Source organism: Candidatus Delongbacteria bacterium (assembly GCA_041675285.1).
In the GTDB taxonomy this organism is placed as follows: Bacteria; CAIWAD01; CAIWAD01; order CAIWAD01; family CAIWAD01; genus CAIWAD01.
Window position 1 is genome coordinate 340,019 of sequence record JBAYTZ010000001.1, and the last position, 13,722, is coordinate 353,740.

Below are 13,722 nucleotides of genomic sequence, written 5' to 3' on the forward strand. Positions count from 1 at the left end.
CCGGGCCGGCCGGCAACAGCATGAGAACCAGAACGAGGATGAAGGGACCCAGATGAACGACTACAAGGTCGCGGACCTGAGCCTGGCCGCCTTCGGGCGCCGGGAGATCGAGATCGCCGAGAAGGAGATGCCGGGCCTGATGGCCGTGCGCCACCAGTACGGACCCGCCCAGCCCCTCAAGGGCCAGCGCATCACGGGCAGCCTGCACATGACCGTGCAGACCGCCGTGCTGATCGAAACCCTCAAGGCCCTGGGCGCCGACGTGCGCTGGGCCAGCTGCAACATCTTCAGCACCCAGGACCACGCCGCCGCGGCCATCGCCGCCGCGGGCATTCCCGTCTTCGCCTGGAAGGGCGAATCGCTGACGGAGTATTGGTGGTGCACGCGCCAGGCGCTGACCTTCCCCAACGGCCAGGGGCCCACCCAGATCGTCGACGACGGCGGCGACGCCACCGTGATGGTCCATCGCGGCGTCCAGGCCGAGAAGAGCCTGGCGGCCGGCCAGGGCTGGCCCGAGTGGCCGGCGGGCAGCGAGGACGAGCGGGCGCTGACGGCGGACTTGAAGGCGGCCCACGCCGAGGACCCGACGCGCTGGACGCGCATGGCCCCGGGCATCCGCGGCGTCTCCGAGGAGACCACCACGGGCGTGCACCGGCTCTACCAGCTGCTGGAGGAGGGCAAGCTGCTCTTCCCGGCCTACAACGTGAACGACAGCGTCACCAAGTCCAAGTTCGACAACCTCTACGGCTGCCGGGAGAGCCTGGCCGACGGCATCAAGCGCGCCACCGACGTGATGGTGGCCGGCAAGACCGTGCTGGTCTGCGGCTACGGCGACGTGGGCAAGGGCTGCGCCCAGTCCATGCGCGGCTTCGGCGCGCGCGTGCTGATCACCGAGATCGACCCGATCTGCGCCCTGCAGGCCGCCATGGAGGGCCACGAGGTCACGACGGTGGAGAAGGCCCTGCCCGAGGCGGACATCTTCGTCACCGCCACGGGCAACCTGGGCGTGATCACGGCCCAGCACATGCTGGGCATGAAGGACCAGGCCATCGTCTGCAACATCGGGCACTTCGACAATGAGATCCAGGTGGCCGACCTGGAGGCCCTGCCCGGCGTGCGCAAAGTCAACATCAAGCCCCAGGTGGACCGCTACGAGTTCCCCGACGGCCACGGCATCTACCTGCTGGCGGAAGGCCGGCTGGTGAACCTGGGCTGCGCCACGGGCCACCCCAGTTTCGTCATGTCCAACTCCTTCACGAACCAGACCCTGGCCCAGCTGGCCCTGGCCCGCGAGGACCACGCCCTGGGCGTCTACATGCTGCCCAAGAAGCTGGATGAGGAAGTGGCCCGCCTGCACCTGGCGCACCTGGGCGTCACCCTCACCACGCTGACCCCGGCCCAGGCCGCCTATCTGGGCATCCCCGTGGACGGGCCCTACAAGCCGGCCCACTATCGTTACTAATCCCCGGCGCCCGCGGTCCCTTGGGGCCGCGGGCGACCTGTTCCCCCCCCCAAACCGGGGAGTTGGCATGCGTCTGCGCCTGAACCCCTGTTCCCGACTCCCGTTCCTACTCCTGCTGCTCGGTTGGGTCTCCTGCGCCCTGAAGGACCCGGCCGGCACCTCCTGGACCACGGCCCTGACCGTGGAGGCCCAGCCTGAGACCCTGCGCGTCGCGCGCATCCTCGAGAATCCCAACACCCTGCTGGAGGGCGACTCGCTGCTGGTGTTCCGCCAGGAGCTGGATGTCAGCTACGCGCGGCTGGGGGACAGCCTGGGCTGGGAGGGCGTGCATCAGACCCTGCGGCTGGAGCTGGGTCCCCTGGACCTGCACGGACTGGGCTCCGTCCCGCTGGCGCTGCCCTTCACGGCGGCTTGGCCGCAGTACGCCGCCTGGGTGGGCCAGCAGACCCAGATTTCAGGCCAGGCCGAATTCAGCCAGCTGCTGACCCTGCCCGACTGGTCCGAGCTGGACTGGGTGGCCTATTCCCAGGCCGGGTTCCGCCTGGACCTGCTCCACCACTGGCCCTTTCCCCTGCAGTGGCTGGAAGTGGAACTGCTCAACGCCCAGGACCAGCGCCTGGGGCTGACTCACTGGGAGCCCGCCGGCGGCCTGCCGCCGGAGCAGGCCCTGCAATCCAATCTGCTCGTCAGCGGCCTGCTCACCCGGGCCAGCCGCCTGCGGCTCAGAGCCCGCCACCTGCCCATGGCGGCCCCGGCCCTGATCCAGGACGGCGCCCTGAACCTGACCCTGACCCAAACCATGGGCCTGGCGGATTCCGCCCGCGCCCGGCTGCCCGAGCTGCAGCTGGTCTGGAGCGATTCCGTCTGGACGGCCTCGCGCCTGCGCATCCTGAGCGCACTCACGGCCCCGGCCCGCCTGCGGCTGGCCGCCGTCAATGAGCTGCCCGTGCCCCTGGACCTGGAGCTGGAACTGCCCCAGCTGCGTACGGGCGCCGGCGACGGACTGGGCCTGGCCCTCAGCGTTCCTGCCCTGGGAACGGCCCAGACGCTGGAGGAGCCCGGTTCCCTGCTGGTGGAGGACGCCGACGGACTGGACTGGCTGGACGTGCAGGGCCTGGGTCGAACCCCGGCCAGCGCCGGGTTGGTGACGGTGCGCGCCCGCGACGCCCTGCGACTGGATCTGGAGGTGGAGCCGCTGGAGCTGGAGGAGTTCGAGGGCTGGTTCCTGCAGGAATGGCGCGTGCCCTTCGCGGCCTCCGAGACTCCGGTGGAGGAGTGGCCCGTGGAGCTGGCGGCGCTGGATCTGCGCGGTCTGGAGTTGCGCCTGCACCTGGAGAACCAGGACGGACCCGACCTCGAGGGCCACTTCGAGCTGCGGGCCACGGACAGCCGGCTGGGTCTGCCCGACACGCTCTTCGTCTCCGACCTGGATCTGCAGGCCGCCGACACCCTGCTGCTGCTGGGCGGCGCCGACCGGCTGATCGCGCGTCTGCCGCGCCACCTGGGACTGGAGGGCTACTACCGCGTGCCGGCGGGCAGCGTCGTGCACGTGCGGCGCGAGAGCCGCGTGGGACTCAGCGCCCTCAGCCTGCCCGCCCGGGCCCAGGTGAACGGCCTGCACTGGCAGAGTCTGCCCGAGCGCCACGAGGACTCCCTGCCCGAAGAGGCGGAGCAGGTCCGGCTGCAGGGCGAGGTGGAGAACCGCCTGCCCGCGGGCGGCACGGTCCACGGCTGGGTGGCCGCCGCCGTGGACGGCGTGCGGGTTCCGCTCTTTGAACTGGAGATCGCCGCCGCCGGTTGGGACGGCAGCCAGGCGGAGCCCGTGCTCAGCCAGCTGGAACTGGAGCTCAGCGCAGCAGCTCTGGACGTGTTGCGCGGCGGGTCCTGGATCCTCTGGTACGAGTTCGAGGCGCAGCCCGGCGCCGGGACGGTGGAGATCCACGCCGACCAGTGGCTGGCCCTGCGGGCGCGGATCCAGGTCCTGGTGGACGTGACGGTGGAGGGCGGGGAATGAACCGGCTCCGCTTCCTGCGCTCTTTGGGCCTGGGCGTTGGCCTTGGCCTTGGCCACCTGCTGCTCGCGACCCCGCCGGTCCGGGCCGGCGTGCTGCCCGGCGCCTCGCGCCTGCAGGAGCCCCTGGCCGGCGCCCTGTTCCTGACCCCCGTGCTGCCGCCCGGCCCCGCCGCCTTCAGTCTGGGCTGGAACGGCTCCGCCTCGCTGCGCAGTGACCACCTCTCCCCGGCCCTCTGGAACCGCTACGCCGGCCGGCGGCTGGAGGAGCGGGACAAGCGCGAGTTGCTGGCGGAGCTGGGATCCACGCTGACCACGCGCGCCGAGGCCCGCCTGGTCCTGCTGGAGGGTGCCTGGAACCGGCCGGACGGGAGCCGGCTGGGCGCCTGCTTGGAGCATCTGGCCAGCGCGTCGCAGCAGCTGGACGCCACCCTGCTGGAGACCGTGCTGCTGGGCAACGACCCCACTCAAGCGCTGGTGGTGCGGCAGGCCGAGCTGGGAGGCGAGGTCCTGCAGCGGCTGCGGCTGGCCTGGAGCCGGCCCCTGCCCGCTGACTGGGCCGCGCACCTGGGTTTGGGCACGCTGGAGGGCGGGCTGGGCCTGTTCGTCGAGCAGGGCAGCTGGCTGTCCCGCACCCGCGCTTTCCAGGCCCGGGCGGAAGCGCTCCAGGGCCAGGTGTCCGCCCGCTTCGAACACGAGCAGGAGAGCGCGGGACCGGGCCTGGGCTGGGGTCTGGATCTGGGCGCCCGGGGCAGCCTGCCCCTGGCTGGCCGACCGCTGTTCCTGCACGCCGCCCTGCGCGGCCTGCCCCACCTGCAGGTCTGGCGCCAGGTGCAGCGCACCACCCGGAGCTACGAACTGCCCGCCACGCCCGTGGACGCGACCTTCGACTACGAGGCCTTCAGCGTGGAGCTGCTGGACAGCACGTGGACGCGCTCCGCCCACGACCTGCACCTCAGCCGGCGGCCGGGCTGGCTGCTGGGCCTGGACTGGACGGCCGGCCGCTGGCGGCACAGCCTGCTGGGCGAACAACTGCCCGAGGACGCCCGGGGGGCGGGCCTGCGCCGGCTCTCGGCGGCCAGCCGCCTGGCGATTGGGCCGTGGTTCGGCCGGCTGGAACTGGCGGGCGGCGCCGGACGCGGGCCGGCCCTGGGCGCCGAGGCGGGCTTCACCAGCCGGCACTGGAGCCTGGTCCTGGGCGGGACGGGCTTCGCCGGCCTGGGCGCCCAGTCCCGGGGCGGGCAACTGGGCCTGGAGTGCCGATGGCTGCTGAACTGAATCCGCCCCTCATCCGGCTGGAGGCCCTGGTCCGCCACTATCTGGTGGGCGGCGAGACGGTCCGCGCGCTGGACGGCGTGGACCTGGAGCTGGCGCGCGGCTCCTACACGGCCGTGATGGGTCCCTCGGGCAGCGGCAAGAGCACGCTGATGAACCTGCTGGGCTGCCTGGACCGGCCGGATTCCGGCGCCTACTGGCTGGACGGCCACGCCGTCCACGCCGAGAGCGACGACCGCGTGCTCAGCCGCCTGCGCGGCCGGATGATCGGCTTCATCTTCCAGACCTTCAACCTCCTGCCCCGCCTGAGCGCCGCCGAGAACGTGGAGCTGCCGTTGATCTACCAGGGCGTACCCGCCCCCGTGCGCCGCCAGCGGGCCGAGCAGGCCCTCCTGCGCGTGGGGCTGGCCGACCGCGCCCGGCACCGCCCCGCCGAACTGTCCGGCGGCCAGCGCCAGCGGGTGGCCATCGCCCGGGCCCTGGTGGTGGAACCCGGCCTGCTGCTGGCCGACGAGCCCACGGGCAACCTGGACAGCCGCACCACGCGCGAGATCCTCGATCTCTTCGACCTGCTGCACGCCGAGGGCCAGACCCTGGTGGTGGTCACCCACGAGGACGAGGTGGCGGCCCGGGCCGGCCAGATCGTCCACCTGCTGGATGGACGGGTGGCGCGCTGGGAATCCCGCTGAGCGCCCGTCTCCCCGCGCCCGCCGCCGGATGCGGCGGAACTCCCGAAAAAACAAACCCGATCCAAAAAAAACCCTTGTCCAACTGAATTTCAGCTTTGGCGATGCCGACAAGACGGAAGCCGAAGTCCGGCGGATCCGTTTGGCGGACCCGCCCGTCGGCCCTTGGGCGGTTGAGCTCGTTCAAGGCTTGGTGATGAGGGCGGTTGGGACGCCCCGGGGCGGGGCGGTCGGGTGTGCAGCCCAGGGTCCATCCGGAGTGGGTTGCACAGGATCGCGGTCAACTCTGCGCGGCCTCAACTGAACTGTGTGTGCCTTCACACCCACACATGGCTCCGGGCTGGACGGTCCGGGACGAGTTCCCGGAATCCGCGCCGGCCTGTTGAAGTGGAGGACGGACTCATGAAGATCTTCAGTTCCGGGCTGGCGGGGGTTCTGCTGACGGCCGCGCTGGCCGCCGCGGAGCCGCCCCAGATTCAGCCCATCCCCGACTGGGTCATCGAAGAGGACGCCATGCTGACGGTGTCCATCGAGGTCCAGGATCCCGATTCGGACACCTTCCTCTTCTGGGTGGAGACCGACACGCCCAGCATGACCGTCAACTTCGACGAGGAAAACCTGCAGGTCCACTGCCAACCGGCCGCCAACTGGAGCGGCCGGGCCGTGGTCACCGTGGGCGTGGACGACCGGGAGGAGGCCCGCACCCTGACCACCGAGGAGTTCGAGATCCTGGTGACTCCGGTGAACGACTGCCCGCGGCGCTACACGAGCGTGCCCGACATCATCCTCAACCTGGTGGAGGACCAGTGCCTGGAGCTCAGCCCCGCCACGCTCCGGGCCTTCTTCCGCGACTCCGACTGGAACTTCGAGGGCGACACGCTGGACTTCGAGAACCTGGTGTTCTCCGCCGGAACCGTGGAGGCCACGGCGGGCGGCTGGCGCCTCTGTCCCGCGGCCAACTGGAACGGCAACGCGTCGCTTAGCCTGCGGGCCACTGACGGCGAGTGCGCCATCAATTCCAGCATCACGGCCCGGGTGGTGGCGGTCAACGACTGCCCCGTCCAGGTGGCCGAGTGGGAGCCGGTCAACGGCTTCGAGGACACGGACCTCGTGCTGACGGACCTGCTGGACGCCTTCAGCGACGTGGACAACGACAACCTGAACTTCTGCATCATCGACGACGGCATGAACGGCTTCAGCACCGACTGGAACCGCTCGGGCACCCTGACCCTGCATCCGCCCGCGGAGATGAGCGGCACTTGGTCGATCTACATCTGTGTCACGGACGGCACCTGCCAGCTGGGCGACGAGCTGGTGGTCACCCTGGCGCCCGTGAACGATCCGCCGGCCCTGCCCGCCGCGGTCAATCTGACGCTGGACGAGGACGGCAGCCTGATCCGCTCTTTCCCGGTCAGCGACGTGGACAGCCCGGATGTCTTCGTGACCGTGAGCTCCAGCGCGCCGGAACTGACGGCCTCCTGGAACGCCGTCTCGGGCCTGCACGTCCAGCCGCTGGCCGACTGGAACGGCGCGGCCACGCTGACCGTGCGGGCCTGCGACGCCCCCGATGACGGCGGCGCCTGCAGCCAGGTGCTGCTGCCGGTCACGGTGAATCCCGTCAACGATGCGCCTGTGCTGGCGGCCCTGGCGGACACGCTGCTGGCCGAGGACGGCCTGCTGACCCTGCGGCCGGACTTCACGGACGTGGATTCCCCCAGCCTCACCGTCCACGCCACCAGCGGAGCCGCCGAGTTGGCCGTGCAGTGGCTGGAGGCGAGCGGCGAATTGAGCTTGAGTCCCGCTGCCGACTGGTTCGGCTCGACCCAGGTGACCGTGAATGTGGAAGACGAGCAGGGCGCTGAGGCCCAGGCCGAGTTCCAGGTCCTGGTGAGCGCCGTGAACGATGCGCCCGTGCTGCCCGCCGCCCAGGCCCTGGCGCTGGACGAGGACGGCAGCCTGCAGCTGGCCTGGCCCATCCTGGACGTGGACGGCCCGCAGCTGGACGTCGAGGTGGTCTCGAACACGGCGGGCCTGAGCGCCCAGTGGCTGGAGTCGGGTGAGTTGCGGTTGCTGGCCGTCGACGACTGGAACGGCGCGGCTGAGCTGACCCTGACCGCCTGCGACGGCGCTCCCGAGCTGCCGGCCTGCGTGCAGCAGACCCTGGCGGTGAACGTGCAACCTGTGAACGACGGCCCCACCATCAGCGAGCTGGGTCCCGTCAGCCTGCCCGAGGACGGCCTGCTGGAGCTGCCCGTCAGCCTGGAGGACATCGACTCCGCCGAGCTGAGCGTGGAGGTCGCCAGCAGCGCGCCGGAACTGGCCGTGCTCTGGCTGGACGAGGGCGCGCTGCGCCTGACGCCGGCCGCCGACTGGAACGGCCAGGCCCAGTTGACCCTGACGGTGAACGACGGCGCGGCGCGCACGCTGGCCCAGGCGGTCTTCACGGCCACCGTGCTGCCGGTGAACGACGCGCCCGTGCTGCCCGCGGCCCTGCCGCTGGAGATGGCGGAGGACGGCAGCCTGGAGGTGGAATTCGCGCCCCAGGACGTGGACGGCCCCCAGTCCAACGTGACCCTGACCTGCGACAGCGCGGCCGTGAGCCTGACCTGGCTGCCCGAGAGCGGACGCCTGCGCATCGTGCCGGCGGCGGACTGGTCCGGTGAGGCCCAGATCCAGGTGACGGTCTGCGACGGCGACGCCCAGGCCGAGCTCTGCGCCGGGCGCGTGCTGAACCTGACGGTCCTGCCCTTGAACGACGCCCCCGTGCTGCCCGAGTTGGCGGCCCTGGAGATGAACGAGGACGCCGCCCTGTTGGTGGACGTGCCCGTCCTGGACGTGGACGGCCCGGCCAGCGAGTGGACGGTGAGCTGCGACCAGCCGCAGGTGAGCGTTGCCTGGCTGCCCGAGAGCGGGCGCCTGCAGATCCATCCCGAGGCGGACTGGAACGGCCAGGCCCTTGTGAGTCTGGCGGTTTGCGACGGCGATCCCGTCACCCCGCTCTGCGACCAGCTCAGCCTGGCCCTGACCGTGCACGCCGTCAACGACGCGCCGCTCATCGACGCCCTGGCGGACCAGACCCTGCCCGAGGACAGCACGCTCAGCCTGCCCGTGGTCCTGCATGACATCGATTCGGGCGAGCTCTTCGTGACCACCGCCATCGACCGCGCGGAGGTGAACCTGCTCTGGCTGCCCGAAGAGCGCCTGCTGCAGGTGACGCCCCAGGCCGACTGGTCCGGTCAGGCTCAGGTGACGATCACCGTGAGCGACGAGGCGGCGCGCCTGCTGGCCGCCACGAGCTTCCAGCTGACCGTGCTGCCCGTGAACGACGCCCCCGTGCTGGCCGACCCGGGCGCCCTGCTGGTGGTGGAGGACACGCCGAGCCTGGTGACCCTCGACGCCAGCGACGTGGACGGCCCCACCCTGGCGATCAGCGTGCTGTGTGACACGCCCGAGCTGCAGGCGACCTGGCTGCCCGAGAGCGGCCAGCTGGAGCTGGTGCCCGCGGCCAACTGGACGGGACAGGCGCAGCTGACGCTGCGGGCCTGCGACGAGCATCCCGACACGCCGGCCTGCGCCGAGCTCCTGGTCGCGGTGACGGTGAGCGCGCAGAATGACGCGCCCTGGATCGGCGAGGTGGCGGACCAGACTCTGTCCGAGGACAGCAGCCTGCAGCTCGCGCTCGAGCTGTCCGACGTGGACAGCCAGGAACTCGTCCTGGGCTGGAGCGTGGAGCCCGCCGTCCTGGAGTTGACCTGGGACGCCCAGGCGGGCCAGCTGAGTCTGGCGCCCGTGGCTGACTGGCACGGCGCCTGTACGGTGACCTTGAGCCTGGATGACCAGACGGAGCGCACGGTGGTGGAGCGCAGCTTCAGCGTGACCGTCAGCCCCGTGAACGACGCGCCCTACGTCCGGCCCTGCGTGGAGTGGACCTGCGGCGTGGTGGAGGACGCAGCGGGCTTCCGCGAGCAGCTGCTGGCGGGCGGCCTGACCGTGGACCTGGCCGACGTGGACGGCGACGGACTGGAACTGGTCTGGTTCGTGGACGGCGCCGAAGTGGCCCGGCACGCCGTCAGCGCGGGGGCGGACACCCTGTCCTGCTGGAGCCTGCCCGCCCCGCCGGCGGACCTGCTGGCCGGCAACATCGTGCTGCACGCCGAGCTGAGCGACGGCACGGTTTCCCTCAACCCGGGCGGCGCGACCTGCGCCTGGGAACTGGACTTCAGCGGCCTGAGCGGCACCACGCCGCTTGTGCTGGCCCTCGAGCCGGCCTGGCCCAATCCCTTCAACCCGTCCACGCGCCTGCCCTTCGTGCTGGCGGCGGCGGGACCGGTGCGGCTGGCGGTCTACGACCTGCGCGGCGCCCAAGTGGCCGTGCTGGCGGAGGGCTGGCGGGCCGCGGGTCGGCACGAAGTGCGCTGGGAGGCGGGACGCCTGGCCAGCGGCGTCTACCTAGCCGTGCTGGAGACGGGCGGCGAGCGCCGCGTCCAGCGCCTGACCCTGCTCAAGTAAGCGACGGCATCCCGGAAGGCTCCAGCCCCGCGCGGCATCCACCGCGCGGGGCTTTTTCTACCTTGGAGCCGGCGCGCCGTGTGTCACGGCGGGCCGGGGGGAGGCGGGCCTGTTTCGAGTGCTGGACTATTTCTTCCTGACGCGGCCGGTCCTGGTGGCCGTGGTCTGGATCTTCCCCCTGGTGGGCGCCCGCGGCCTGGACGGGCACGGGCTGGAGCTGGCCCTGCTGCTGGCCCAGTGCGCGGGCCTGGCGGGCAGCGCCTTCGTGCTGAACCAGCTGCACGACCAGGAGGGGGACCGGGTCAACCGCAAGTGTGAATCCCTGGCCCGGGGACTGGTCAGCCCGCGCGGGGCGCGAATCCTGCTGGCCGGCCTGCTGGCCGGGGGCCTGGCGGCGGCCGCCTGGCTGGGACCCTGGCACCTGGGCGCGGCCCTGGTTTTCTTCCTGCTTGCGGCCGTGGGCTACAACCTGCCGCCCCTGGTGGCCAAGGACCACCCCGTCCGGGCCCTGGCCCTGGCGGCGCCGGCCTACCTGCTGTTGGTGCTGCAGGGAGCGGCCTTGGAGGGCCGGCTGGCGTTGGCGCTGGCGCCTTTCGGCGCGCTGCCCGTGGTGCTGGCCGGGTTGTCCCTCAGCCTGCTGGCCACCGTGCCCGATCTGGCCGGAGACCGGCGGGCCGGCAAGCGCACCTGGGCCGTGAGCTACGGCGCGGATTCGGCCTGGCGCGCCGCCCTGCTCCTGATGGGCGCGGCGGCCCTGCTGGCCCTGGCGGGCCGGGACGGCCAGGTGGGGTTGCCCGCGCTGTTCTCGGCGCTGCTGATGGCCTGGGGGCGCGGGGAAGGGGAATCCGGCCGGGCCGTGGCCGTGCTGCGCTGGTCCGTGGCCATTCAGGGCCTGGCCCTGGCGCCGTCCTGGCCGCGGCTCTGTCTGGCCCTGCTGCTGCTCGGCTGGCTGTCGCGCTTCTATTACCGCCGCCGTTTTCAAATGAGTTACCCCAGCCTGGGGTGGGAAAGGAAGTGAGTCCATGGCCCTGCGTTTCTACAACAGCCTGACCCGCTCCAAGGAGCTGTTCCAGCCGCTGGTGCCGGGCCAGGCCGGGCTCTACACCTGCGGTCCGACGGTCTACAATTATGCGCACATCGGCAATTTCCGGACCTTCGTGTTCGAGGACCTGCTGCGCCGCGTGCTGGCCTTCCGCGGCTACCGGGTCACCCAGGTGATGAACTTCACCGACGTGGACGACAAGACCATCCGCGGCTCCCAGGCCGCGGGCGAGTCGCTGGAGGTGTTCACGGCCCGCTACAAGCAGGCTTTTTTCGAGGACCTGGACACCCTGCGCGTGCAGCACGCGGAGGTCTACCCGGCTGCCACCGAGCACGTGGAGGAGATGGTGGAGCTGATCCGCCGTCTGCGCGAGCGCGGCCACACCTACGAGGACGCGGGCTCCGTCTATTTCCGGCTCTCCACCTTCCCCGGCTACGGGCGGCTGGCCAATCTCAACCCGGACCAGATGCGCACCAGCGGGCGGGTGGACAACGACGAGTACGAGAAGGAGGATGTGCGGGACTTCGCCCTCTGGAAGGCCTGGACCCCGGAGGACGGGCCGGTTTTCTGGGAGACCGAGCTGGGCAAGGGGCGGCCGGGCTGGCACATCGAGTGCTCGGCCATGAGCATGAAGTACCTGGGCGAGCAGTTCGACATCCACACCGGCGGCGTGGACAACCGCTTCCCGCACCACGAGAACGAGATCGCCCAGAGCTGCTGCGCCACGGGCGGGCCCTTCGCCTCCACCTGGCTGCACAGCGAGTTCCTGCTGGTGGAGGGCAAGAAGATGTCCAAGAGCCTGGGCAACTTCTACACCCTGCGCGACCTGCTGGAGAAGGGCCTGGATCCGGTGGCCATCCGCTACACGCTGCTCTCCGTGCACTACCGGGCCCAGCTGAACTTCTCCTTCGAGGGGATCGAGGCCAGCGCCCAGGCCGTGCGCCGCCTGCGCGACCTGAATGCCCGGCTGGGGCGGACGCCCGCCGGCCCGGGCAGCGGCGACAAGGCCCGCCACCTGACCGCGACCTGCGAGAGCGAGTTCACCGAGGCCCTGGACGACGACCTGAATCTGGCCGGCGCGCTGGGTCACCTCTTCACCTGGGTGCGCGAGGTCAACGCCCTGCTGGATTCCGGCAGCCCGGACGCGGGCGAATTGCAGCTGCTGCAGGCCTGGCTGGGCCGGGTGGACGGCCTGCTGGATGTGTTGCGCGAGGAGCAGGACGAGTCCGCGGAGGGGCGGGTGGCGGAGCTGGTGGCCCAGCGCGCGGCGGCCAAGCAGTCCCGGGACTTCCCGGCGGCGGACCGCCTGCGGCTGGAGATCGAGTCCCTGGGCTGGGTGGTGAAGGACACGCCCCAGGGCCCGGTGTTCCACCGGCGCTGAGCCGGGCGGCGGGCCGGACAAAGGCCGGCGCGCGCCAAACGGACTCCTTCGGACCATACGAAAAGGGCCGTCCCGAGGGACGGCCCTTTCAGAACCGGTGAAGCCGGGATCAGAGCGCGTTCACCAAGCGCGTCAAGGCCGACTTGCGATTGGAGGCCGAGTTGGTCTTGATCACGCCCTTGATCACCAGACGATCGAGCAGGCTGGTGACCTGACGCAACTGACTCTCGGCTTCCTCACGCCCCGTCAGTGCCCGAAGCTTCTTGATCTCCGTGCGCATGCGGGAGCGATACTGCCGATTGCGCTCGTTGGCTTCGCCACTGGTACGGATCCGCTTGATGCAGGACTTGTGATGCGCCATGACTTCTTCCCGTTGCTTCAACCAAAATACCGGGGGCGGGACTTGAACCCGCATGTCCAAAAGGACACACGCACCTGAAACGTGCGCGTCTACCAATTCCGCCACCCCGGCGCGAAGCGACAAATCTAGCCCAGCCAGCAGGCAAAGTCAATGCCTTGGGCAGGAAAAATGCGAAGAAGTCCCGCCGCAGCGCACCGACTTGTCTTGGGCCGCCGGGGCGCGTATCCTACTTTTCGGCCTCGCCGCCGGTCGGCGGCGGCGCCTTGTCGGAAGTGGGTCCAAACCGTCGCCCCGAGTGGCCGAGGATGGATTGAGCTTATGTCCTATACGTTTCCCCAGGCACATGCCGTGATCCTGGACATGGAGTGCCCGGATCGCACCAGCCTGATCCGGACCATGGCGGCCAGTCTGGCCGACTGTCCGGACGTGGTGGATCTGGAATCCTTCACGCGCCAACTGATCCGCCGTGAACTGGAAACGCCAACGGGCCTTGAGTACGGCTGCGCCCTGCCCCACGCGCGCAGCGCGGCCGTGGAGGAGATTGTGCTGGTGGTGGGCCGCAGCCGGGAGCCGATCGATTTCGGTGCCGCCGACGGCCCGGCCCGCCTGTTCTTCCTCTTCGGGGTTCCGGAGCATTGCATCACCCAGTACCTGAAGCTGGTGGCCAAGTTGTCCACCCTGCTCAAGTCCGCCGAATTCCGCCAGCGCCTGCTGGAGGCGCGCGACGAGGGCGAGCTGCGCGCGATTCTGGAAGAGGGTCGCAAGGCCTAGGAGGTCATGATGATGGGAATTGGTTGGGGTGAGGGGATCCTCATCGTGCTGGTGATCACCCTGCTCTTCGGGGCCAAGCGGATTCCCGAAGTGGCGCGGAGCATGGGTTCGGCCATTGGCGAGTTCAAGAAGGGCATGCGGGGCGAACTGGACACCTTGAAGAAGGACATCGACCCGCCGGCGGAACCGCCCGAAAAGAAGTCCTGACGGACCACCCGCCGCCCG

General features: G+C 70.6%; 10 protein-coding genes and 1 tRNA gene. 9 read left to right on the top strand and 2 right to left on the bottom strand.

Annotated features, from left to right (window positions below; translation table 11 throughout):
- The first annotated feature begins 52 nt into the window (after positions 1 to 52).
- The 7 genes from ahcY (at position 53) to cysS (ending at position 12,365) form a co-directional block, all read left to right on the top strand.
- A complete protein-coding gene (gene ahcY, locus WC326_01220) occupies positions 53 to 1,462 on the top strand; it encodes an adenosylhomocysteinase (GenBank protein ID MFA7329670.1) in 1,410 nt (469 codons plus the stop codon).
- A gap of 67 nt (positions 1,463 to 1,529) precedes the next feature.
- Positions 1,530 to 3,476: a hypothetical protein gene (locus WC326_01225; GenBank protein MFA7329671.1), complete on the top strand. Its 1,947-nt coding sequence runs from the start codon at positions 1,530 to 1,532 to the stop codon at positions 3,474 to 3,476.
- Entirely contained in the window at positions 3,473 to 4,750 is a 1,278-nt protein-coding gene (locus tag WC326_01230) for a hypothetical protein (GenBank protein ID MFA7329672.1), read from the top strand. The genes WC326_01225 and WC326_01230 overlap by 4 nt, the downstream gene beginning before the upstream one ends.
- Entirely contained in the window at positions 4,735 to 5,436 is a 702-nt protein-coding gene (locus WC326_01235) for an ABC transporter ATP-binding protein (GenBank protein MFA7329673.1), read from the top strand. The genes WC326_01230 and WC326_01235 overlap by 16 nt, the downstream gene beginning before the upstream one ends.
- A gap of 399 nt (positions 5,437 to 5,835) precedes the next feature.
- Positions 5,836 to 9,942: a tandem-95 repeat protein gene (locus WC326_01240; protein MFA7329674.1), complete on the top strand. Its 4,107-nt coding sequence runs from the start codon at positions 5,836 to 5,838 to the stop codon at positions 9,940 to 9,942.
- Between the two features lie 118 nt (positions 9,943 to 10,060).
- Positions 10,061 to 10,960: a UbiA family prenyltransferase gene (locus WC326_01245; GenBank protein ID MFA7329675.1), complete on the top strand. Its 900-nt coding sequence runs from the start codon at positions 10,061 to 10,063 to the stop codon at positions 10,958 to 10,960.
- Between the two features lie 4 nt (positions 10,961 to 10,964).
- Positions 10,965 to 12,365 carry a cysteine--tRNA ligase gene (cysS, locus tag WC326_01250; protein MFA7329676.1) on the top strand — a complete coding sequence of 467 codons (1,401 nt, stop codon included), beginning with the start codon at positions 10,965 to 10,967 and terminating at the stop codon, positions 12,363 to 12,365.
- Between the two features lie 109 nt (positions 12,366 to 12,474).
- Here the strand turns inward: cysS and rpsT are convergent, their stop codons facing one another.
- Entirely contained in the window at positions 12,475 to 12,726 is a 252-nt protein-coding gene (gene rpsT / locus WC326_01255) for a 30S ribosomal protein S20 (protein ID MFA7329677.1), read from the bottom strand.
- Positions 12,727 to 12,753: 27 nt separating this feature from the next.
- A tRNA-Leu gene (locus WC326_01260) sits at positions 12,754 to 12,837 on the bottom strand.
- Positions 12,838 to 13,044: 207 nt separating this feature from the next.
- On the opposite strand from WC326_01260, the gene WC326_01265 reads away from it, so the two are divergent.
- Complete coding sequence (locus WC326_01265) at positions 13,045 to 13,497, top strand: PTS sugar transporter subunit IIA (protein MFA7329678.1); 453 nt, start codon at positions 13,045 to 13,047, stop codon at positions 13,495 to 13,497.
- A gap of 9 nt (positions 13,498 to 13,506) precedes the next feature.
- Positions 13,507 to 13,704, top strand: a complete 198-nt coding sequence (locus WC326_01270) for a twin-arginine translocase TatA/TatE family subunit (GenBank protein MFA7329679.1) — start codon at positions 13,507 to 13,509, stop codon at positions 13,702 to 13,704.
- The last annotated feature ends 18 nt before the right edge of the window (positions 13,705 to 13,722 follow it).

Excerpts from the sequence above, each read along its gene's own strand:
- WC326_01230 (MFA7329672.1), top strand. The coding sequence starts at position 3,473 with ATGAACCGGCTCCGCTTCCTGCGCTCTTTGGGCCTGGGCGTTGGCCTT.
- cysS (MFA7329676.1), top strand. The coding sequence starts at position 10,965 with ATGGCCCTGCGTTTCTACAACAGCCTGACCCGCTCCAAGGAGCTGTTC.
- WC326_01225 (MFA7329671.1), top strand. The coding sequence starts at position 1,530 with ATGCGTCTGCGCCTGAACCCCTGTTCCCGACTCCCGTTCCTACTCCTG.
- ahcY (MFA7329670.1), top strand. The coding sequence starts at position 53 with ATGAACGACTACAAGGTCGCGGACCTGAGCCTGGCCGCCTTCGGGCGC.
- WC326_01235 (MFA7329673.1), top strand. The coding sequence starts at position 4,735 with ATGGCTGCTGAACTGAATCCGCCCCTCATCCGGCTGGAGGCCCTGGTC.
- rpsT (MFA7329677.1), bottom strand. The coding sequence starts at position 12,726 with ATGGCGCATCACAAGTCCTGCATCAAGCGGATCCGTACCAGTGGCGAA.
- WC326_01240 (MFA7329674.1), top strand. The coding sequence starts at position 5,836 with ATGAAGATCTTCAGTTCCGGGCTGGCGGGGGTTCTGCTGACGGCCGCG.
- WC326_01270 (MFA7329679.1), top strand. The coding sequence starts at position 13,507 with ATGATGGGAATTGGTTGGGGTGAGGGGATCCTCATCGTGCTGGTGATC.
- WC326_01265 (MFA7329678.1), top strand. The coding sequence starts at position 13,045 with ATGTCCTATACGTTTCCCCAGGCACATGCCGTGATCCTGGACATGGAG.